Annotated in this window: 17 protein-coding genes; 8 read left to right on the top strand and 9 right to left on the bottom strand. The window is 72.3% G+C overall.

Annotated elements, in window-relative coordinates:
• Nucleotide 1: 1 nt before the first annotated feature.
• The 4 genes from AB0B76_RS13600 to AB0B76_RS13585 form a co-directional block, all read right to left on the bottom strand.
• Nucleotides 2-895 (bottom strand): carbohydrate ABC transporter permease, encoded by an 894-nt coding sequence (locus AB0B76_RS13600; protein WP_360374305.1) that lies wholly within the window; start codon nucleotides 893-895, stop codon nucleotides 2-4.
• Nucleotides 892-1,797, bottom strand: a complete 906-nt coding sequence (locus tag AB0B76_RS13595; protein ID WP_360374303.1) for a sugar ABC transporter permease — start codon at nucleotides 1,795-1,797, stop codon at nucleotides 892-894. The genes AB0B76_RS13600 and AB0B76_RS13595 overlap by 4 nt, the downstream gene beginning before the upstream one ends.
• A gap of 76 nt (nucleotides 1,798-1,873) precedes the next feature.
• Nucleotides 1,874-3,181, bottom strand: a complete 1,308-nt coding sequence (locus AB0B76_RS13590) for an extracellular solute-binding protein (protein WP_360374301.1) — start codon at nucleotides 3,179-3,181, stop codon at nucleotides 1,874-1,876.
• Nucleotides 3,178-5,100, bottom strand: a complete 1,923-nt coding sequence (locus AB0B76_RS13585; RefSeq protein ID WP_360374299.1) for a DUF2264 domain-containing protein — start codon at nucleotides 5,098-5,100, stop codon at nucleotides 3,178-3,180. The genes AB0B76_RS13590 and AB0B76_RS13585 overlap by 4 nt, the downstream gene beginning before the upstream one ends.
• Before the next feature lie 155 nt (nucleotides 5,101-5,255).
• Here AB0B76_RS13585 and AB0B76_RS13580 point away from each other — a divergent pair, with 155 nt between their 5' ends.
• The 6 genes from AB0B76_RS13580 to AB0B76_RS13555 all read left to right on the top strand — a co-directional run bounded on the left by AB0B76_RS13580 (nucleotide 5,256) and on the right by AB0B76_RS13555 (nucleotide 13,040).
• Nucleotides 5,256-6,989 carry a heparinase II/III family protein gene (locus tag AB0B76_RS13580; protein ID WP_360374297.1) on the top strand — a complete coding sequence of 578 codons (1,734 nt, stop codon included), beginning with the start codon at nucleotides 5,256-5,258 and terminating at the stop codon, nucleotides 6,987-6,989.
• On the top strand, nucleotides 6,986-8,071 hold the full coding sequence (locus tag AB0B76_RS13575; protein WP_360374295.1) for a substrate-binding domain-containing protein: 1,086 nt from the start codon (nucleotides 6,986-6,988) through the stop codon (nucleotides 8,069-8,071). The genes AB0B76_RS13580 and AB0B76_RS13575 overlap by 4 nt, the downstream gene beginning before the upstream one ends.
• 1,030 nt (nucleotides 8,072-9,101) lie before the next feature.
• Nucleotides 9,102-9,872: a serine protease gene (locus AB0B76_RS13570; protein WP_360374293.1), complete on the top strand. Its 771-nt coding sequence runs from the start codon at nucleotides 9,102-9,104 to the stop codon at nucleotides 9,870-9,872.
• A 13-nt stretch (nucleotides 9,873-9,885) separates the two neighbouring features.
• Nucleotides 9,886-10,326 (top strand): SRPBCC family protein, encoded by a 441-nt coding sequence (locus AB0B76_RS13565; RefSeq protein ID WP_360374291.1) that lies wholly within the window; start codon nucleotides 9,886-9,888, stop codon nucleotides 10,324-10,326.
• A 75-nt stretch (nucleotides 10,327-10,401) separates the two neighbouring features.
• On the top strand, nucleotides 10,402-11,505 hold the full coding sequence (locus AB0B76_RS13560) for a substrate-binding domain-containing protein (RefSeq protein ID WP_360374289.1): 1,104 nt from the start codon (nucleotides 10,402-10,404) through the stop codon (nucleotides 11,503-11,505).
• Nucleotides 11,506-11,594: 89 nt separating this feature from the next.
• Entirely contained in the window at nucleotides 11,595-13,040 is a 1,446-nt protein-coding gene (locus AB0B76_RS13555; RefSeq protein WP_360374287.1) for a ricin-type beta-trefoil lectin domain protein, read from the top strand.
• 54 nt (nucleotides 13,041-13,094) lie between these two features.
• Here AB0B76_RS13555 and AB0B76_RS13550 read toward each other — a convergent pair whose 3' ends face one another.
• The 3 genes from AB0B76_RS13550 to AB0B76_RS13540 are packed head-to-tail and all read right to left on the bottom strand — an operon-like array spanning nucleotide 13,095 to nucleotide 14,775.
• Nucleotides 13,095-13,484: a nuclear transport factor 2 family protein gene (locus AB0B76_RS13550; protein ID WP_360374285.1), complete on the bottom strand. Its 390-nt coding sequence runs from the start codon at nucleotides 13,482-13,484 to the stop codon at nucleotides 13,095-13,097.
• Nucleotides 13,481-14,422 carry a hypothetical protein gene (locus AB0B76_RS13545; RefSeq protein ID WP_360374283.1) on the bottom strand — a complete coding sequence of 314 codons (942 nt, stop codon included), beginning with the start codon at nucleotides 14,420-14,422 and terminating at the stop codon, nucleotides 13,481-13,483. The genes AB0B76_RS13550 and AB0B76_RS13545 overlap by 4 nt, the downstream gene beginning before the upstream one ends.
• A complete protein-coding gene (locus AB0B76_RS13540; protein ID WP_360374281.1) occupies nucleotides 14,419-14,775 on the bottom strand; it encodes a PadR family transcriptional regulator in 357 nt (118 codons plus the stop codon). The genes AB0B76_RS13545 and AB0B76_RS13540 overlap by 4 nt, the downstream gene beginning before the upstream one ends.
• Nucleotides 14,776-14,896: 121 nt before the next feature.
• On the opposite strand from AB0B76_RS13540, the gene AB0B76_RS13535 reads away from it, so the two are divergent.
• A complete protein-coding gene (locus AB0B76_RS13535) occupies nucleotides 14,897-16,270 on the top strand; it encodes a glycoside hydrolase family 43 protein (RefSeq protein WP_360374279.1) in 1,374 nt (457 codons plus the stop codon).
• Between the two features lie 113 nt (nucleotides 16,271-16,383).
• Complete coding sequence (locus AB0B76_RS13530) at nucleotides 16,384-18,066, top strand: protein kinase (protein WP_360374277.1); 1,683 nt, start codon at nucleotides 16,384-16,386, stop codon at nucleotides 18,064-18,066.
• Nucleotides 18,067-18,172: 106 nt separating this feature from the next.
• Here AB0B76_RS13530 and AB0B76_RS13525 read toward each other — a convergent pair whose 3' ends face one another.
• Together AB0B76_RS13525 and AB0B76_RS13520 are read right to left on the bottom strand one after the other, a co-directional pair.
• Nucleotides 18,173-19,324 (bottom strand): hypothetical protein, encoded by a 1,152-nt coding sequence (locus tag AB0B76_RS13525; RefSeq protein WP_360374275.1) that lies wholly within the window; start codon nucleotides 19,322-19,324, stop codon nucleotides 18,173-18,175.
• Nucleotides 19,325-19,409: 85 nt separating this feature from the next.
• Entirely contained in the window at nucleotides 19,410-20,243 is an 834-nt protein-coding gene (locus AB0B76_RS13520; protein ID WP_360374273.1) for a patatin-like phospholipase family protein, read from the bottom strand.
• Nucleotides 20,244-20,262 lie beyond the last annotated feature (19 nt).

Below are 20,262 nucleotides of genomic sequence, written 5' to 3'. Positions count from 1 at the left end.
CTCACCCCTTCAGCCCGCTGGTGGCGAGGCCCTCGACGAAGTACCGCTGGCCGAGCAGGAAGATGACCGCGATCGGCAGGACCGACAGCACCGAGCCCGTCATGATGAGCGCATATTCCGCGTTGTACTGCGAGATGAACGTCGACAGCCCGAGCTGGATGGTGCGCAGGTCGGGGCTGCGCAGGTAGATCAGCGGCCCGAGATAGTCGTTCCAGGTGCCGACGAACGTGAGCAGCGTCAGGCTGGCCAGGGCCGGCACCGACAGCGGCAGCATGATCCGCCGCCAGATGCCGTACTCGCTCATGCCGTCCATGCGGGCGGCCTCGCTGAGCTCCTCGGGGATCGTCTCGTAGTACTGCTTCATGAGGAACACCCCGAGCGCCCCGAAGGCCTGCAGCGCGACGATCGACCAGCGGCTGTCCGACAGCTGCAGCTTCGACATGATGATGAACTGCGGCACCATGTACGACTGCCACGGCAGCGCGATCGTGCTGACGTACGCCAGGAACAGCGCGTCGCGGCCCCGGAAGCGCACCTTGGCGAAGCCGTAGGCGGCGAAGCTGCCGGTGAGCACCTGCAGGAACGTGACCGCGACCGACAGCAGCAGCGTGTTGCCCAGCCACGTGGTCATGTCCGACTTGCGCCAGATGTCGACGTAGTTGCTCCAGACGACGGTGTCCGGGAACCACGTGATCGGCACGGTGAAGACCTCGTTGTTGTGCTTGAACGAGGACAGCACCATCCAGAAGAACGGCAGCAGCAGCCCGGCGGAGGCGAGGAGCAGCACGAGGTACCCCAGCGCCCGCCAGACCGGGTGGACGCGCCGGCCGCCGCCGTCGGACCGGGCCAGGACCGACCCGGGGTCGAGCCTCGGAACGTCGAGCAGCGTGGTCATGACGCCCTCCGCTTGTTCACGGTGAACTGCACGGCGGTGATGAGGAAGCAGATGACGAAGAGCACGATCGAGATCGCCGACGCGTAGCCGAACTGGTTCTCGCCGAAGCCCTTCTGGAAGATGTACTGCGACAGCACGAGCGTCGACTGGCCCGGCCCGCCGTTGGTCAGCAGCAGGATGAGGTCGAAGACCTTGAAGCTGCCGATGGTGAGCATGACCGTGACGAAGAACGTCGTCGGGCGCAGGCACGGCAGGGTCACGGACCAGAACCGTTGCCAGGCACCGGCGCCGTCGATGCGGGCGGCCTCGTAGAGCTGGGTCGGGACGGTCTGCAGCCCGGCGAGGAAGATGAGCATGTAGTAGCCCATCTCGCGCCAGGTGCCCACGATGATGACGGCCGGCATGGACCAGTCCGACGACACCGTCCAGCCGGGCGGGTGGTCGACGCCGAGCGCCCGCAGCAGCGCGTTGATCGGGCCGAACTCGGGGCTGAACAACATGTTCCAGACCTGGGCGACGGCCACGATCGAGGTGATGTACGGGAAGAAGGCGACGGTGCGGAAGAAGGCGACGCCGCGCATCTTCCGGTTGAGCAGCAGGGCCAGGCCCAGCGCGGCGCCCATGGTCAGCGGGATGTGGAAGACGGTGTAGACGACCGTGTTCCACAGCGCGGTCCAGAAGCTGTCGTCGCCCCACATCTGCGTGAAGTTGGCCGTGCCGACCCACTCCGCGACGCCGAAGATGTTCCAGTCGGTGAACGCGAGGTAGAACAGCACCACCACCGGCACGAGGGTGAGCAGCGCGAAGCCGAGGAAGTTCGGCAGGATGAACGACCAGCCGATCAGCGCGTTGCGCACGGCGGGGCGGATGCGGCGCCGCCGGGGCGGCGACAGGGTTGCCATGGATGTCTCCCGGGGTGTCGACCGCCGGCGCTGCGTTGCGCACCCAGCGCCGGCGGTCTGTGCAGCTCGGTCGGGACTACTTGTTGAGGACCTCGTTCTTGGCCCGGTCCTGGGCCGCGGTGATCGCGGCGTCGACCGGCTTGCTGCCCGACAGCACCGCGGAGTGCGTGTCGTTGAGGATGTTCTGCAGCCCGGCCGTGTACTTCGACACCGGGTTCTCGGGCCGGGTGTCGTGGGTGGAGAACGCGAACTTGGACAGGTCGTCGGTCGGCATGCCCTTGAGCGCGAACAGCACCCCGGTCACCGCGGCCGTGTCGGCCGGGGTGATGCCGATGCCGGCCAGGCCCTTGGCGCCGCCCTCGCCCGCGGCGTAGGCGAGGAACGCCTTGGCCGCGGCCATCTTCTGCTTGTCGATGGCCGGGTTGATGCCCAGGCCGGTCGGGTCGCCGAAGGTGATCGGCTTGCTCGACGTGCCGGTGGTGCTCTTGTCGAACTGCGGCGCCGGGGCCATTCCCCACTGGAACGTGTCGGCGTCGCCGGTCGACTGCTGCTTGAGCAGCGTCGCGATGTACCAGGTGCCCATGAGCATCATCGCGGCCGACTGCTTGCCGAACTGGGCCTGGTAGGTGAGCTTGTTCGTGGTGGCGGTGCCGTACGTCGGCTGGGCGCCGGCGGTCTGCAGGTCCAGCGCACGGGTGTAGTACGGCTTGAGGTAGCTGAAGTCGCCGCTCTCCAGCTTGGCGCCGGGCGTCTGGGCCAGGGCGAAGCCCTGCACCGTGGACTGCCAGACGTGCTCGTAGTCGCCGAGGGCGTTGCCGCCGGCGCCCTTGATCGCGGTGGTCAGCTGCTTCGATGCGGCGGCGTAGTCGTCCCAGGTCCAGGAGCCGTCGGGGTACTTGACGCCGGCCTTGTCGAACAGCGCCCGGTTGTAGAACAGCACCCAGGAGTCCTGGCGGTACGGAACGGCGTAGGTCTTGCCGTCGACCTTGTAGCCGGACAGGCCGCCGACCTTGTCGCCGAGCTTGCCGGCCACGTCGGAGACGTCGACCAGCTGCTTGCCCGACTGGTACGTGTAGAAGTTCTTGAGGTTCTTCTGGACGTAGATGTCCGGGGCCTTCTTCGCCGCGAGGTCCGCGATCATCTGGGTGTCGTAGTTCGTGGCGTCGTACTCCTTGAGCTCGACGGTCACGTTGGGGTTGGCGGCGTGGAAGCCGTCGGCGAGGGTCTTGAACTCGGGGGTGGTGGACAGGCTCCAGCCGGCCAGCGAAAGCGTGATCGGGCCGCTGGGCATGGCCTCCGGGGTGGCGGCGTCGTCGCCGCAGCCGGCCAAAGTGAGCGCCAGGGCCGCGACGACGCCCAGCGTTGCCGAGAACGAGCGCTTCATCCCTTCTCCTTCAGGGTGATGGGGTGTGGGGTGTCCGCGCCGTCGGGCCAGGTGACCCGCACGTGCAGCTCGCCGCCGGACTCGTCCAGCGACACGCGGCACGGTTGCGGCGCGGGTGTTGCGCAGAGTTCGACGAGCGTCGCGAGCCAGCGGCCCGGACGTACGGGGAACTCGAGCCAGGGAACGCGGACGGGGCGGCCGAGCGGGCCGCCGTCGGGGTGCACGGCGACGCCCGCGCTCGGTGCGTCGCCGCCGGACAGGTTGACGATCCGGGACACCAGCGCCGCGCCGGTCGCGGCGGCCGTCCCGCCGGACACCAGGATCGGGCCGCCGCCCGCGACCGCCCAGCCCCCGATGCGCAGCTTCACGGCGGCCTCGGCGGCGGCCTCGACCCGGATCAGGCGCAGCTCCCACGGCCCGCGGACGAGCGACCACACGGTCAGCTCGGCCGCGAACCGGGCCTTGCCGGTGCGGCCGCTGCCGTGGTCGCGCTGCCCCGGCTCGGCGTCGACCCAGTGCGCGGCCGCGCGGGAGCCGGCCACGCCGACGTCGCCGTCGACCCGGACGTCCAGGGTGCACAGCCCGCTGCGGTGCGAGTGGTGCCCGGCGCGGTCGGCGAGCACGACGGACTGGTCGAGCGGGTCGGTCCAGCCGGCCTCGTCGAGCACCGGGGCGGTGGCGGTGGAGTAGCCGATCCGGGCGTACAGCGGCGAGTCTCCGGCCTCGGAGCCCTCGACCTCGTGGTCGGTGCCGTGGTTGACGATCCGCACCACGCCGTCGTCCCGGGTGCCGCTGACGATCCAGCCGGGCGCGGCGATCGCGCGCAGGGTGTCGCGCTCCGCCACCGGCAGCGGCTCGGCGGGCGCGGTCCACAGCGGATGGTCCGCGGGCAGCGCGATGCCGAGCAGGCCCTTGCTCGCCCAGTACGGGGAGGCCGGGCCGGAGTACGCCTGGGCCAGGCGCGGCCAGGCGTGGTGCCAGCCGAGGGTGAGCAGCCCGTCGGTGCCGGGAACGCCGCGGCCGGCGAAGTGGCGCACGATTCGTTCGGCCGCGTTGCGCAGGCGGCCGGGGGACAGTGAAGGTACACCCGCCAGACCGCCGACCCAGAAGGGCGCGGCGGCGGCGAAGCGGTAGATGAGGCTCCGGCCCTGCAGCAGCGGCGAGCCGTCGGCGCCGACCAGCTCGATCGCGTCGAGCAGGAACCGGTCCAGGTCGGCCCGGTCCCGTTCGATCCGGCCCCCGGCCAGCTCGTGCGCGCCCGCCATCCGGGCCCACAGCGCCGGGTACAGGTGCAGCGCCCAGCCGGTGTAGTGGTCGAAGGCGCGGGCCGGGCCGTCGGCGAGCCAGCCGTCGGCGCGGCGGAACGTGTCGTGGGTGGCGAGGTCCTCGGCGACGTCGGCCGCGGACCAGGGGCCGTCCACCGAGCGCAGGAACGTCTGCACCACGAGGCGGAACCAGACCCAGTTGATGCGGGGGTACGTCGGGTCGCCGACGGCCGGCGCGAGGTACCCGACGATCCTTTGCCGGACGCTCGCATCGAGGCGCGACCAGAGCCACGGGCGGGTCAGGTCGAGCATCAGCGCGATCGAGGCCGCCTCGACCTTGGCCTGGGCGTGCTCGCCGAGCCGGACCCAGCGCTCCGGCGAGTTCGGGTCCGTGCCGGTGGCCAGGCCGGTGGAGTACCACTCCAGCAGCTCGGTCGCGACCGGCCCCTCGCCCCGCTCCCCCGCGATGCGGAAGCCGGCGAGCAGGAACGTGCGGGCGAAGCCCTCCAGGCCGTCGACCGCGCGCCCGTAGCCGCCCTCGGGCCCGGGCGGGGTGATCCGCGCGTGGCCCGGCGAGGCGTGCCGGCGGGCGGCCGCGAGGATGCCGTCGGCGAACCGCAGCCAGTCCGCGCGTGTCCACTCCGTCTCCGGCACGATCCGCCCCTCCGGTGCGTGTCGGCCAGGTGAACGGCCGACGTTTCCGGGAAGTAAAACGCTCACGATCGACCATGTCAATCCCAACCGACCCTACAAATTCAAACGTGATCTGATACGATCACGTTCGATCATTGGCCTTGGGGAGGGCGTCGATGGAGCTGCCGGTCTGGGATCCGTCCACCGTGGACGGCCCGACGCTGGATGCCCTGCGGGAGCGGGCCTCCGCCACCCGTGACACGCCGTGGCCGGTGCCCCTCGCCAGCCAGTACGCGCGCTACTTCCGCGACGGCGACCGCGACTCCTACGAGCAGGTGATCTGGGCCCGCGACCAGCGCGTCAGCCGGGCCGTGGCCCTCGCCGCCGCCACCGGCGAGGAGGCCTGGCTCGACGAGGCGGCCGACGGCATCGCCCTGTTCTGCGAGCAGAGCTCCTGGTGCTGGCCCGCGCACGACGACACCTTCACCCGCCACGGCGCCGTCGTCCCGACGGTCACCGACCCCTATCTCGACCTCGGCGCGAGCGAGGTCGCCGCCCAGCTCGCGTGGGCCGACCACGTGCTCGGCGACCGGCTCGACGAGCGCCTGCCCGGACTGCGGGCGCGCATCCGGCACGAGGTGGACGTGCGGGTGCTGACCCCGTTCGAGCGCCGCCGCGACTGGCACTGGCTCGGCCTCGGCGGCAAGGTCGGCAACTGGACCCCGTGGATCCACGGCAACGTGCTCGTCGCCTCGGTCCTGGCGACCGACCCGGCCCGCCGCGCGACCCTGCAGGGCCTCGCCGCCGGCGGCCTCGAGCGCTACATCGCCGCGCTCCCCGACGACGGGGCGATCGACGAGGGGTACTCCTACTGGTGGAACGGCGCGGGCCGCCTCCTCGAGGCCCTCGAGCTGCTCGACCGGCCGATCGAGGGCCGCGTGCGCGCCACGGTCGCGTTCCCGCACTCGGTGCACCTCGGCGGTCCGTGGTACCTCAACCACGCCGACGGCCAGGCCCGCCCGGCGATCGACCAGCCGTGGGCCCTGCTGCACCGGGCCGCGCGCCGGGCCGGCGACGCCGAGGCGGAGGCCCACGCGGTCGCGCACCGGGTGCCCGGCGGCCCGGTCGCGCACGAGAACCAGGGCCTGGGCCGGCTCCTGCGCGCCCTCACCGACCCGGCCTGGCGCGCCGCCGTGCCGCGGCCCCTGACCGGCGGCGGCGACGCCTGGTTCCCGTCCACGCAGGTGCTGCTCGCCCGGGACGCGGCCGGGCTGACGCTCGCGGTCAAGGGCGGGCACAACGACGAGCACCACAACCACAACGACGTCGGCAGCGTGGTGGTGGCCCTGCGCGGGGTGCCGGTGCTCGTCGACCCGGGGCGGCCCACGTACACGGCGCTGACCTTCTCGCCGCGGCGGTACGAGATCTGGACGATGCAGAGCGGATGGCACAACGTGCCGCGGATCGCCGGGGCCGAGCAGGCCGCCGGGCCCGGGTTCGCGGCCCGGGACGTCGCCGTCGAGGACGCCGGCCTGACGCTGGAGCTCGGCGGGGCCTACCCCGGTGACCACCGGTGGCGGCGTAAGGCGCGGCTGGACCGGGCGACCGGGCGCGTGACGGTGACGGACGCGTGGGAACTGGCGGGCGGCGGCGGTACCACCGAAATCCGCTGGATGGCGGCGGGAGTCGTGCGGCTGGCGGAGGGGCGGGCCGAGGTGGACGCCCTCGACGGCGCCGGGACCGTCGCCCTGACCTGGACCCCCGCGGTGCCGTGCGCCGCGGTGGTCCGCGAGCTCGACGACCCCATGCTGAGCGGCGTCTGGGGCGCCCGGCTCACCCGGCTGGACATCGACGTCAGCGGGCTGGGCCCGGCCGGTACCCTCGAACTGACCATTGAGGAGCTTCGGTGAGCACGACGGACAACCGCGGACCGCTGCAGGTGGAGCGGCGGACCAGGCTGCTGGAGGTGTTGCAGCGCCACGGGGTGCTGCGCGTCTCCGACCTCACCGACACCCTGGGTGCGGCCGCGGTGACCATCCGCCGCGACATCGCGCAGCTGGCGGCCGAGGGCCTGGTCCGCCGCGTGCACGGCGGCGTGGCCCTGCCCGAGTCCGACGTGGACCCGGCCGACCTGGTCGCCACGCAGACCCTGGGCATGCTCGTGCCGTCGCTGGACTACTACTGGCCGCACGTCGCCCAGGGCGCCGAGGAGGCCGCCCGCGAGCTGGACATGCGCATCGTCCTGCGCGGCTCGGCCTACGACGCCGGCGACGACCGCCCGCAGCTCACCCGCCTCGTCGAGCAACTCGGCGTCGACGGGCTCATCGTGACCCCGCGCATGCACGCCCCGACCGCCGAGGCGACGGTGGCCTGGCTGGCGGGCACGGGCCTTCCGGTGGTACTGCTGGAGCGCACCGCCACGTTCGGCCCGCACCACGAGGTGCTGGAGTCCGTCGTGACCGACCACGCCCTGGGCGCCGCGATGGCCGTGCGCCACCTGGTCTCCCTCGGCCACCGCCGCGTGGGCGTCGTGGTCGCCGAGAACAGCCCGACCAGCCCGCACGTGCACCGCGGCTGGCTGGAGGCCGCGGCCGAGTGCGGCCTCGCCCCGGACTCCACAGTGGACGTCTCCGTGCCCGACGCGAAGACCCCCGAGTCGCCGGCCGCCCTGGACGCGGTGCTGGAGCGCTGCCTGGCCACGGGCACCACGGCCCTGCTCGTACACGCCGACCCGGAGGCCATCGCCCTCGTCCAGCGGTGCGAGGAGCGCGGCCTGTCGGTCCCGGGCGACCTGTCCCTGGTGGCCTACGACGACGAGGTGGCCGGCCTGTTCAGCCCCCCGCTGACGGCCGTGCGCCCACCACGGCGCTCGATCGGCCGCGCCGCCGTCCGTCTGGTCGCCGACCGCCTGGCCGACCCGGACCGCCCCGCCCACCGCGTGGTGATAAGCCCGGCCCTGCGCGTGCGAGGCTCCTCGGCCCCGCCGATGTAGCTGAATTCCCAGCTCGCTCCGCTCGCGGCGGGGGAGCTCCGCTCCACCCACACCCCCCTCAAAGTCTGCGCCGGCGCGCTCGAACACGAACAGTCGCGCACACCGCCGCGCCACGTGCGCGTCACTATTGAATTCGGCTTCGGCGGCCGGCTGGAAGAATGGTCCTTTAATTTCGCTTTCCGAGTCGCCGGGCGGCGTGGGAAGCATTCGATTTTTCCGCGCATCGCCACAGGGGCGGGCCGACGTGAGCGTTCTACCAGTGCGCGGCGCTGCGGGCAGGCGGGGCGAAACGGCTCGGCGCAATCCGTCCCAGCGGGCAACTCGGCACCCTCCACCACGTCCAGCGCCTCGGGCTCGCCGTCGACGTCGCCGTCGCCGTCGCCGGCGGCGGCGGCGGCGCAGTGGCTCACAGGGTGCCCGCCCTGGTCAGCGGCCGGAACCGACGGCGCGGGACATTCGACCTCCACAACCGGCAGATCCGACGGAACCTGCGCGAGCGCTTCTCGGCCCCGCTGCGCGAAGTACGCCTCCGCCGCCTCGACACTGCCGAACTTGTCGCAAAGCTTCTTCCGATGCCGCTGCGCGAGCCCCCAGTCCCGATGCCTCTTGTGCTCCTTCCGAAACTCCTCACCCCCCGGCGAATAGTTACGCCGCCGAGTCGGATCCCGCATCGCAGTAATTTCGGCCCGACTGAACAACCCCCGCTGCCCCAACACATATCGATTATCCCAAATCACGCACGGCAACAGGATCCCGTTTCAAATAGCGCAAGACCGGGACCACCGAATGACGACCCGCACGAACCCGCCGGCAAAACACGGCCAAGAGGCATAACCGCAGGCAGCAACGAACAGGGACCACGCTTACCCATTGCGGGCGCCGGAGGCGCCCGCGCACCATCGGCCGAGCGTCGTTTCGTCAGCCCCCCGTCCAAGTAAGCCAGCAGTATGGCCCAGACGCTATGCCCAGCCCCCAGACATCGACACATATCATTCGAACCATCATCCAAACGAGATTGGGGAGGCTCCGGATGGTTCGAAGGCTTCTGGTGGTGGTAGCCGCAATGACCGCCGCGCTCGCCGGCGTCGTGCCCGGCAACGCGCAGGCGGCCGTGCCCGGAGAGTCGGTGGTGGGCGGGACCCGAGCCGCTCAGGGCGAGTTCCCGTTCATGGTGCGCCTGTCGATGGGCTGCGGCGGCGCCCTGTACAGCCCCCGGCTCGTGCTGACCGCCGCGCACTGTGTGAGCCGTACCGGTACCAACACCAGTATCACCGCCACGCTGGGCGCGGTCGATCTGCAGTCGTCCAGCCGGATCACGGTCCGGTCGAACTACGTGTACCGGGCGCCCGGGTACAACGGCAACGGCAAGGACTGGGCGCTCATCCGGCTCGCCACCCCCGTGACCGGCCTCGCCACGCTGCCGATCGCGACCAGCACGACGTACAACACCGGCACCTTCACGATCGTCGGGTGGGGCGCGGCCACCGAGGGCGGGGGCCAGCAGCGGTACCTCCTCAAGGCCACAGTCCCGTTCGTGCCCGACGCCACCTGCGACAACTCGTACCCGGACCTCGTCCCGAGCGACGAGATCTGCGCCGGGTACGCCTCCGGCGGCGTCGACACCTGCCAGGGCGACTCCGGCGGGCCGATGTTCCGCCGCGACGCCGCCAACGCGTGGATCCAGGTCGGCATCGTGAGCTGGGGCAACGGCTGCGCGCGGCCCAACTACCCCGGCGTCTACTCCGAGGTGAGCACGTTCGCGAGCGCGATCGCGTCGGCGGCGGCATCGCTGGGTGGGTGATGAGATAGGAGGCATGACCCGAGTCGTCACCGCCGGCCGTGACATCGCCGCGCCCGCCGCCGCCATCTTCGAGCTCATCGCCGACCCCGCCCGCCAGCCGGAGTGGGACGGCAACGAGAACCTCCGGGAGGCGGCGGACGGGCAGCGGGTCCGCGCCGTCGGTGACGTCTTCGTCATGACGCTGACCGGCGGCGCGGTCCGGGAGAACCACGTCGTCGAGTTCGCCGAGGGGCGGCGCATCGCGTGGCGGCCGAGCGAGCCGGGCCGGCCCCAGCCCGGGCACCTGTGGCGATGGGAGCTCGAGCCGGTCGACGCGTCGAGCACGCGCGTCACGCACACGTACGACTGGACGGGCCTCACCGACGAACAGCGCTTCGCGCGTGCGGAGGCGACGACGGCCGGCAAGTTACAGGCCTCGCTCGACCGCCTGGCGGCCCTGGTTGAGGAGCGCTAACACAGCGGTTGACGAGGTATCGTCCGACATTTATGTTAACGGGCACGAAACAATCGGCGGGCCCGGAAGAGTGCCATGACTGATCGGCTGTTCGGCGTTCAACGCCACGAGCGGCTGCTCAGCGAGCTGCGCCGGGCCGGGTCGGTGCGCGTCGCCGACCTGGCCCGGGAGCTGGGCGTCAGTGAGCTGACCATCCGGCGTGACATCGCCGCCCTGGCCGAGCGCAACCTCGTCACCCGCGTGCACGGCGGGGCCACGCTGCCCGGGCAGGGGCCCGGCGTCGACCTGCCCCGGCCGGTGCAGCGGCCGCGGACGCGGTTCACCATCGGCATCGTCGTGCCGTCGCTGGACTTCTACTGGCCGCCGATCGTGGCCGGGGCCCGGGCGGCCGCCGCCGCGCTCGGGGTCGCGCTGCAGCTGCGCGGCTCGTCGTACGACCCGGACGAGGACCGGCGCCAGATCGGCCGGCTCGTCGAGGCCAGCCAGGTGCAGGGGCTGCTGCTCGCGCCGAGCCTCGACGCGGAGATGATCGACTGGATCGGGCGGCTGCCGGTGCCGGCGATCCTCGTGGAGCGCCAGCCGCACCGGTGGACCGCGACCCCGCGGCAGCTGGAGTGGGTGCGCAGCGACCATGCGCTCGGCGCCGAGATCGCCGTGCACCACCTGCACCAGCAGGGCCACCGGCACATCGGGCTGGTGCTGTCGCACGAAAGCCCGACCTCCGAGCACCTGCTGCAGGGCTGGCGGGCCGCCTGCGCCGACCTGGCCATCGCCGACGGGATGGTCGTCGCGCTGACCGCCCGCGAGCACTGGACCGAGATCCGTGACGTGCTCGCGCAGTGCCGCCGCGCGCGCATCACCGCGCTGATCGTGCACAGCGACCCGGACGCCATGTCGATCGCCCAGTTCTGCGCCGAGCACGGCGTGGCCGTCCCCGACGACCTGGCCCTGGTGTCGTACGACGACGAGGTCGCCCACCTCGCCGAGCCCGCGCTGACCGCGGTGCGCCCGCCGAAGCACCACGTCGGCCGGCTCGCGGTCGAGCTCATGGTGTCCCGCCTGCTCGACGGCGACCGGCGCCCGTCCCAGCGCGTGCTCGTCGCCCCCGAGCTGGTGGTGCGGCACTCCTCGCTGTCGCTGGTCCGCCGCCCCGGCATGTTCGTTTCTGAACGTTTCTGACCTTCTCCGTTCGCTTGGTGGCGCCGCCGCCTCCGCTCCACTCCGATGTCATCCAGGCATCGACAGTCATGGAACGAAGGGGTGAACCCATGCACACAAGGCGCCGCTCGCTCACCGCCACCCTGGCGGCGGCCCTGCTCACCGCCGGCTCCCTCGCCGCCCTCGCCACGCCCGCGCACGCGGCGACGAGCGACTTCCGCGGGGTCAACTGGGCCGACCAGCGGGACAACTTCGTCAACGACACGCTGGTGCTGGGCGGGCTGAGCACGTCCGACAGCTACGCGACGACGCAGACGAAGGCCGACAGGATCCTCACGGGCTTCCAGAACAACCTCGGCGCCAACACCGTACGGATGCCGGTGAACTACCCGACGGTGTCGGGCTCCTACTGGAACTCCTACACCGGCGCCATCGACAAGGCCACCAGCAAGGGGATGCGGGTCATCCTGAGCTACTGGGAGGCCGACAACTCCCGCGACGGGCTGGTGGACAACACGACCCAGTTCTGGTCGATGTGGGGCACCATCGTGGCCAGGTACCAGGGCAACGCCAACGTGTACTTCGAGCCGATGAACGAGCCGCACGGGTACAGCGACGCGGACTGGAAGAACGTCGCGGCCCAGTGGCTGTCGAACTACTCCGGGGTGCCGCGCGGGCGGATCATCGTGAGCGGGGCCGGGTACAACCAGCGGATCACGACGATCGGGGACGACAGCCGGTTCGCGGGCACGCTGATCTCCCGGCACACCTACCAGTTCTTCGACACCGGGCGCCTCACCGAGGACTCGTGGCGGGAGAGCCTGCGCACGAGCATCGGCGCCTACGCCTCGCGCACGCTCATCACCGAGTTCGGCGCGCCGATGACCGACGGGCGCAACTACAACGCACCGTCCACTTCGGACAGCTTCGTCGCCTTCATCCGGGGCACCGCGGCCGAGGCGCGCGCGGAGGGGCTCGGCACCGTCTACTGGCCCGGCGTGCGCATCGCCGATCCCTACCGCCTGCAAGAAATTTCCGGCAGCGGTACCAGCCTGAGCCTGTCGACAACGAGCGCCTCCGGCCGTGACCAGCTGCGCTACTCGTGGGGCCTCGACGGCGGCGGGAACACGACGCTGACGCACTACCGGGTCACCAACCGCAACAGCGGCCGCGTGATGGACGTCGTCGGCGCGTCGGTCGCGAACAGCGCCGAGGTCAAGCAGTACGCGAACAACGGCGGCGCCAACCAGAAGTGGGCCTTCGAGGACGTCGGCGGCGGCTACTTCCGCGTCGTGAACGCCTTCAGCGGCAAGTGCCTCGATGTCGCGAGCGCGTCGACCGCCGACGGCGCGAACGTCATCCAGTACACCTGCACGTCCGGCAGCACGAACCAGCAGTGGCAGTGGAAGGCCAGCGGCAGCTACTTCCAGATCGTCGCGCGGCACAGCGGCAAGTGCCTCGACGTGGTCGGCTCCGGCACCGGCGACGGGGTCGACATCTCGCAGTACACCTGCAACGGCGGGAACAACCAGCTCTGGTCGCGCGCCACCGCGTGATCCCCGAGGCGGCGGCCGCCCGGCTCTCCGGCGGGGTGGCCGTTCACGGGCGTACTAGACCCCGGCCTCGCGCTTGATCTGGTCGAACTGCGCCGCCATCGCGGCGGCCAGCGCCTGTGCGGCCGACATCGGCCGGACCATGACGGTGAACTCGTCGATCAGGCCGTCCTCGTCCAGGTGCAGGAAGTCGCAGCCCTCGACGGCGACGTCGCCGATCCGCGCCGCGAAGACGAGCGCATGGTCCCGGCCGTCGGCGCCGCCGAGCTCGCGGACGTAGCGGAAGTCCTCGAACACGCGCAGCACGCCCCGCAGGATCGCCGCGACCATCGGCTTGCCCTCGTAGGGCCGGAACGCCACCGGGCTGTGGAAGACCACGTTGCCGGCCAGGGTCGCGGCCATGGCCTCGGCGTCGCGCGCCTCGACGGCACGGCGGAAGCTGATCACGCGCCGAGCATATCCCCCGTGATGAAGTCCCACTGCTCGTCGGTGACGGCCATGAAGTCGTACGGCGTGAGCAGTTCCGTCGTGTCGTCGCTGTCGACGACGTGCAGGGTTCCGGGTACCCCACGCCGGCGCAGCTCGATCGCACGCCCGAGCATCCGCGCCGCGCCCGGGTCGCCCTCCTCCACCGAGCGCCGGGCCAGGGCGACCGCCTCGTCCACGCGCCCCATCCGCACCAGCACGTCGGCGAGGCCGGACGAGGCCATGGGCGCGCCGGCGACCGCGGCCTCCTCCCAGACCCGCAGCGCCGCGCGCAGCCCGGCCGAGACCCGGGCGAGCATCGCGAGCTCGTGCCAGGCGCCCGGATCCCCGGCCTCGGCGGCCATCCGCCAGACCTCGAGGGCCTCGTCGACGCGCCCGGCCGCCTGGAGCTTGCCGGCGAGGAACCAGCGGGCGGCGGGCTCGTCGGCGGCGGCCCGGTGCCACACGGCGCGGGCCTGCTCGGCGCGGTTCATCGCGTCGAGCACCTCGCCGAGCCGCCAGCGCGCGCTGCGCGAGCCCAGGAACGTCGCGATCCGCAGGAGCAGCACCGCGAGGGCCGCGGCCCGGCGGGGCGGGCCGCCCGGCGTGATGCGGATGACGGAGTCGCAGAACGCGAACACGGCCCGGCTCGCCCCGTCCAGCGCGAACCGCCGCCCGCGCAGGCCACCGGCGCCGGCGAGGAACCCCAGGGCGGTGGTGAGTTTGAAGAGCTTGCCGGGGCGGCCGACGATCACGGCCTCCCACTCCTCGGCCCGCTGGACGGCGCGCTCCGGGTTCGCGTACGCCCACCGGGCCGCGACCCGCACGATCCGGCGTGCCAGCCAGGGCGAGAGGTCGGAGCACTCGTTGATGGCCAGGCCCAGCAGCACGGGCGCGAGGAGCTGCCACCATCCGCTCACCGGGCACCGCCCTCGGCGGCCAGGCCCGGCCGGGTCACGGCGGCGGGCCCGTAGGCCGGAAGCCGCCGCCCGCGGGCGCGCAGCAGATCGGCCGCGCCGGTGACGCCGTGCGGGGTGAGCCGGTAGAAGCGCCGGCGGGGCTTGTTGCCGTCGGGGTGCTCGGCCTCCCAGCGGCCGGTCACCCAGCGGGCCTCCTCGAGCCGGTCGAGGACGCCGTAGGTGGTCGGCCCGGACCGCCGCGCGCTCTTCATGATGGCCCAGCCGTGCAGCTCCTCCTGCCCGTGCCGGTGAGCGTCGAGCAACACGACAAGCACGTCGAGCAACGGCGCGGTGACCCGCTGAAGAGGGGGCATGGTCCTTATCTTACCTAGCTCGGTTATTGACCCACTTGACATCATCTATGTGAGCGATAACATCGCTCACATCCGCTCAGCAAGCCGCTAATTGTGAGCGATAACAATCAGAGGTGACCTCTTGAAGCGTCGCACCCTGCTCTCCGCCGCGGGCGCTGCCGTAGCCGGCGCCGCGTTCGTCCGCCCCGAGAACGCGTTCGCCGCCACCTACTCCGGTTATGCCATGGCGTACTTCACCGAGTCCCCCACCATGGCCGCCGCGAACTACGGCCTGCACCTGGCCGTCAGCTCCGACGGGCTCAACTGGACCCCGCTCAACCAGAACAACCCGGTCGTCACGCCGACGCTGGGCAGCAAGGGCCTGCGCGACCCGTTCATCCTGCGCAAGCAGACCGGCGGGTTCGTGGTGCTGGCGACGGACCTCAACGGCACGGACTGGAACTACCAGAGCCAGTACATCCACGTCTGGGACTCCGCCGACCTGCGCACCTTCACGGGGTACCGACTGCTGAAGGTGCACTCGCTCGCCACCCACGCGTGGGCCCCGGAGGCCTACTGGGACGCCGGGCGCGGGCAGTACGCGGTCGTCTACTCGGCGGTCACCGGCGGCCACAACGTGCTGATGGTGAACTACACCAGCGACTTCGTGACGGCCTCGAGCCCGCAGACGTTCTTCGACCCCGGCTACGACGCCATCGACGGCGACTTCGTCAGCGTCGACGGGGTCAACTACATGTACTTCAAGAACAACACGAACAGCACGCTGCTCGGCACCCGCTCCTCGAGCCTGAACCCGGGCAGCTTCAGCATCTACACGTCGGGCATCGGCCCGGGCCGCGGCGTCGAGGCCCCGCAGATCGTCAAGTCGAACACGGCGAACACCTGGTACATGTGGGGCGACACGTGGAGCCCCAACGGCCGGTTCTTCTGCTGGCAGAGCACCAACGTGGCCGGCGGCTCGTGGAGCCTGCTCAACGACCGCGCGTACACCCAGCCGCTGAACTCCAAGCACCCCGGCATCACGCCGCTCACGTCGACGGAGCAGTCCAACCTCACCGCGAAGTGGGGCGCCCCGGCGTGGAACCGCGTGAAGTCGTACAACTTCCCGGACCGCTACGTCCGCCACTCCAACAGCGTCGGGCGCATCGACGCCTACCCGTTCGACCCGTACCAGGACCAGCTGTGGACCCTGGTGCCGGGCCTGGCCGACTCGGCCGGGGTGTCGTTCCGCTCGGTGAACTACCCGGACCGCTACCTGCGCCACTCGAACTACGCGCTGGTACTCAACACCAGCGACGGCACGAGCACGTTCAAGGCCGACGCCACCTTCTACAAGGCGGCCGGGTTCGCCGACTCCTCGTGGACGTCGTTCCGCTCGTACAACTTCCCGGACCGGTACCTGCGCCACTACAACTACGTGCTGCGCATCGACCCGATCACGAGCGGCTCGCCGAGCACCGACAAACAGGACGCGACCTTCCGCATCGGCTACTGACGCGAGCGGGACGCCGGCCTGACGGCCGTGGTGGACGGCTGGTAGACCTTGCGGTTCGCCGCCCGGCGGGATAGGAACAGTCGTCCAGGTGTCCGGCCGGCTGAGGGGGCTCGTTGATCGGCGCGGGAACGGTGCTGGCCGGGCGGTACCAGCTCGAGCGGCACATCGCCGGCGGCGGGATGGGCGACGTGTGGGAGGGCCACGACCGGGTGCTCGGGCGCACGGTCGCGGTCAAGCTGCTGCGGGCGCCCACCGGCGAGCCCGAGTTCGTCGAGCGGTTCCGGGCCGAGGCGCGCACCATGGCGACGATCAGCCACCCGGGCGTCGTCGACGTGTACGACTTCGGCGACGACCCGGCCGCCGGGGTGTATCTCGTCATGAAGTACATCGACGGCGAGTCGCTGGCCCGCACCCTCGACCGGGTGGAGCGGCTGAGCCCCGAGGCCACCATGCGGCTGGTCGCCGAGGCCGCCGAGGCGCTGCACGCGGCCCACGAGAAGGGCGTCATGCACCGCGACGTCAAGCCGGGCAACCTGCTCGTGCGGCCCGACGGCAGCGCGGTGCTCACCGACTTCGGCATCGCCCGCTCGGCCGCCGCGACCCACCGGACCTCGACCGGGCTGCTGCTCGGCACCGCCTCCTACATCGCGCCCGAGCGCGCCGGCGGGCGGCCGGCGACGGCGCAGTCGGATCTGTACTCGCTGGGCATCGTCGCGTACCTGTGCGTGGCCGGCCGTCTGCCGTTCGCGGGCGAGAGCCTGCTGCAGATCGCGCTGCGCCAGGCCAACGACGCGCCGCCGCCGTTGCCGCCGGACGTGCCGCCCGCGGTCCGCGAGGTCGTGCTGCGGGCGCTGGCCAAGGAGCCCGCGCAGCGGTGGTCCTCGGGCGCGGACATGGCCGTGGCGGCCCGGGCGGCGGCCCGGGCGGCCGAGGCGACGCGGCTGGAGGCGCTTCCGTCGGTACCGGACGAGAAGCCGCCGTCACGCAGACTGCTCGTGGCCGGGGTGGCCGCGGCGGTCGTCGCGATCGTGGCGGTGGCCGCGGTGGTCCTCGCGCGCGGCGACGACCCGAAGCCGCCCTCCGTGGTGGCCGACGGGGCGCTGCCGGCCGACGCCGCCGGCCTCGACGGCGTCGCGGCCGGCCCGGGCGCGTCGAGCGCCCCGGCCTCGGCCCGCCCCAGCGGATCGGTCCCGGCGGTACCCCCGGCGGCCGCCGCATCAGCCAAGGCGTCCCCCGGCGCGCCCCCGCCGCCGTCCGGCCTGCGGGCGACCCCGGTGAGCGCGGCCGCCATCCGTCTGCAGTGGACGGACAACGCCCGCAACGAGACCGGCTACGAGGTCATCAACGGCTCGACGTCGCACACCGCGGCCGCCAACGCGACCACGTACACGTGGGACGGCCTCGCCCCGGACACGTACATGTGCTTCAAGGTGCGCGCGATCGGCGCGGCGGGCCCGTCGGCGTACTTCCCGGCCGCGCAACAGGACTGGGTGTGCACCACGAGCCAGGCCGGCACGGGCCCGGCCGCCCCGAGCGGCCTGACCGCGACCCCGCAGGGCCCGGCCGCCGTCCGTCTGCAGTGGACGGACAACTCCGCCGACGAGACGGGCTTCACGGTCATCAACGGCAACACGTCGCACGACACCGCGACGAACGCGAGCTCGTACACCTGGGACGGCCTGAGCCCGGGCACGTACATGTGCTTCAAGGTGCGCGCCTTCAACCCCGCGGGCGTCTCGCCCTACACCCCCGCCGCCCAGGAGAGCTGGGCCTGCACCACGACCCCGGCCGCCTAGGCCTGCGCCCGCACGAGGTCCCGCATCCGCTCCACCGGCAGCGCCGGGTTCGCCGCGGCGGCCGGTCAGGTCACGCGGCCCTGACCGGCCGGTGGAGCCGAGCCGGTCAGGGCAGGGTGACCTGCGCCGGGGTCGAGCGCTGGGTGGTGGTGCCGTCGCCCAGCTGGGAGTTGGCGTTGTTGCCCCAGCACCACAGGCTCGCGTCGGTGCGGACGCCGCAGGTGTGGTAGCTCGCGACGAAGCCTGCCGTCCAGGTGGTGGCGGTGCCGACCCGCGTCGGGGCGGAGCGGTTGGTCGTGGTGCCGTCGCCGATCTGGGCGGTCATGTTGTTGCCCCAGCACCACAGGCTGCCGTCGGCGCGGGACCCGCACGTCGTGTCGACCTCGGCGCTGACCCGGCTCCAGGTGTTGACGGTGCCGATCTGGATCGGGGCGGTCTGGTACGCGCCGGAGACGCCGAGCTGGCCGTAGCCGTTCTCGCCCCAGCACCACAGGGTGTGGTCGGTCCGGGTCGCGCAGCTGTGGGCGAACCCGGCGGTGACGCCGCTCCACGTGGTGGCCGTACCCACCTGGGCCGGCGTGGTCGAGTAGGCCACGCTGCCCAGGCCGAGCTGCCCGGACGAGCTGTCGCCCCAGCACCACAGGGTGCCGTCGGTGCGGGTCGCGCAGCTGTGCGCGTAGCCGGTCGTGACGCTCGCCCAGGTCGTGGCCGTGCCGACCTGCTGCGGGGTGGTCACGGTGTAGACGGAGGAGCCGAGGCCGAGCTGGCCGAGGCGGTTGAAGCCCCAGCACCACAGGGTGCCGTCGGTGCGGACCGCGCACGTGTGGCTGTCGCCGGCGCTGACGCTCGCCCACGTGGTCGCGGTGCCGACCTGGACCGGGGTGGTCTTGTTCACGGTGGTGCCGTCGCCGAGCTGGCCGCGGAAGTTGCGGCCCCAGCACCACAGCGTGTGGTCGGTGCGGGTCGCGCAGGTGTGGCTGGCGCCGGCGTCGATGCCGGACCACGTGGCGGCGGTACCCACCCGGGTGGGGGTGGCCCGGTCGACGCCGGAGCCGTCGCCGACCTCGCCGCTCCAGTTGCTGCCCCAGCACCACAGCGTCGCGTCGGTCCGGACGGCGCAGGTGTGCGCGTAGCCCGCGGCGACGGTGGAGACCCCGGCCCCGGCCGCGGCGGCGGGGCCGGCCATGGTGCCGACGGCGAGCAAGACACCGGCGGCGGACGTCACCGCCGCGGCGATGACCCTTCTCAAGTGGCTCATGCGCTGCGACGGTAGGATCGCGCGGCCACGGTGGGCAACGGCGCCGCCACCGTACGGCCGTTGTCCTGGGACTTGACCGGGAAAGTTACAGCGTTCGATCGCTCCAGACCGCGCGCACCGCGTCGGCGAGGGCGGCACCCTGGCGCAGGCCGGCCTCGACGGCGGCGGCGCGGCGGGACGGGTCGAGCACGTTGGGGCCGAAGGCCTCGAGCGCGGCGTCGTCGGGCTCGATCACCAGGCTGCGCGCCGCGCCGGTGGCGGCGATCTCGCGGTCGATGAGCGGGCGGATCAGGCCGCCGACGGGCGCGATGACGAGCAGCGCGCCGGCACCCTCGGCGAGGTCCGCGTTCGTGCCCGAGCGCACCCCGCCGTCCATGTACCGCCGGCCGTCGATGGTGACCGGCGGAAACACGCACGGGACCGCGCAGCTGGCGGCGACGGCGAGCGGGAGGGGTACACCCGCGGAACGATCGAACACGGCGGACCGGCCGCCGTCGGTGTCCACCGCGGTGATGCGCAGGGCCCGGTCGGGCCAGTCGGCGACCGGCAGCTGGGCGGCGAGGCGCGCGACGTGGGCCTGCTCGTCGCCGGTCGGCGCGGCCAGGGCCATCGCGCCGATCTCGGCGATGATCTCGGCGCGGGGGCGGGACCGGTCGGCGAGCAGCGCGAACGCGGCGATGGCCGGCGCGATGTCGACGGCCGGGGCCGGGCGGTCCGGGGCGGCGGTCTGGGCGGCGACCGCGTCGTCGAGGGAGATCCCGGCGGCCACGACGGTGCCCACCACCGAACCGGCGGACGTACCCACGACGAGGTCCGCGTCGCCGACTCCCACCCCGGCGCGCGCCAGCCCGCCGAGGACTCCGAACTCCCAGGCGATACCGGTCATCCCGCCGCCGCCGAGCACCAGCGCTTTCGTCATTGCCGGAAGGTAACCCATC

This window comes from Dactylosporangium sp. NPDC049140 (assembly GCF_040648435.1).
This window is presented reverse-complemented; position numbering and strand designations above follow the sequence as displayed.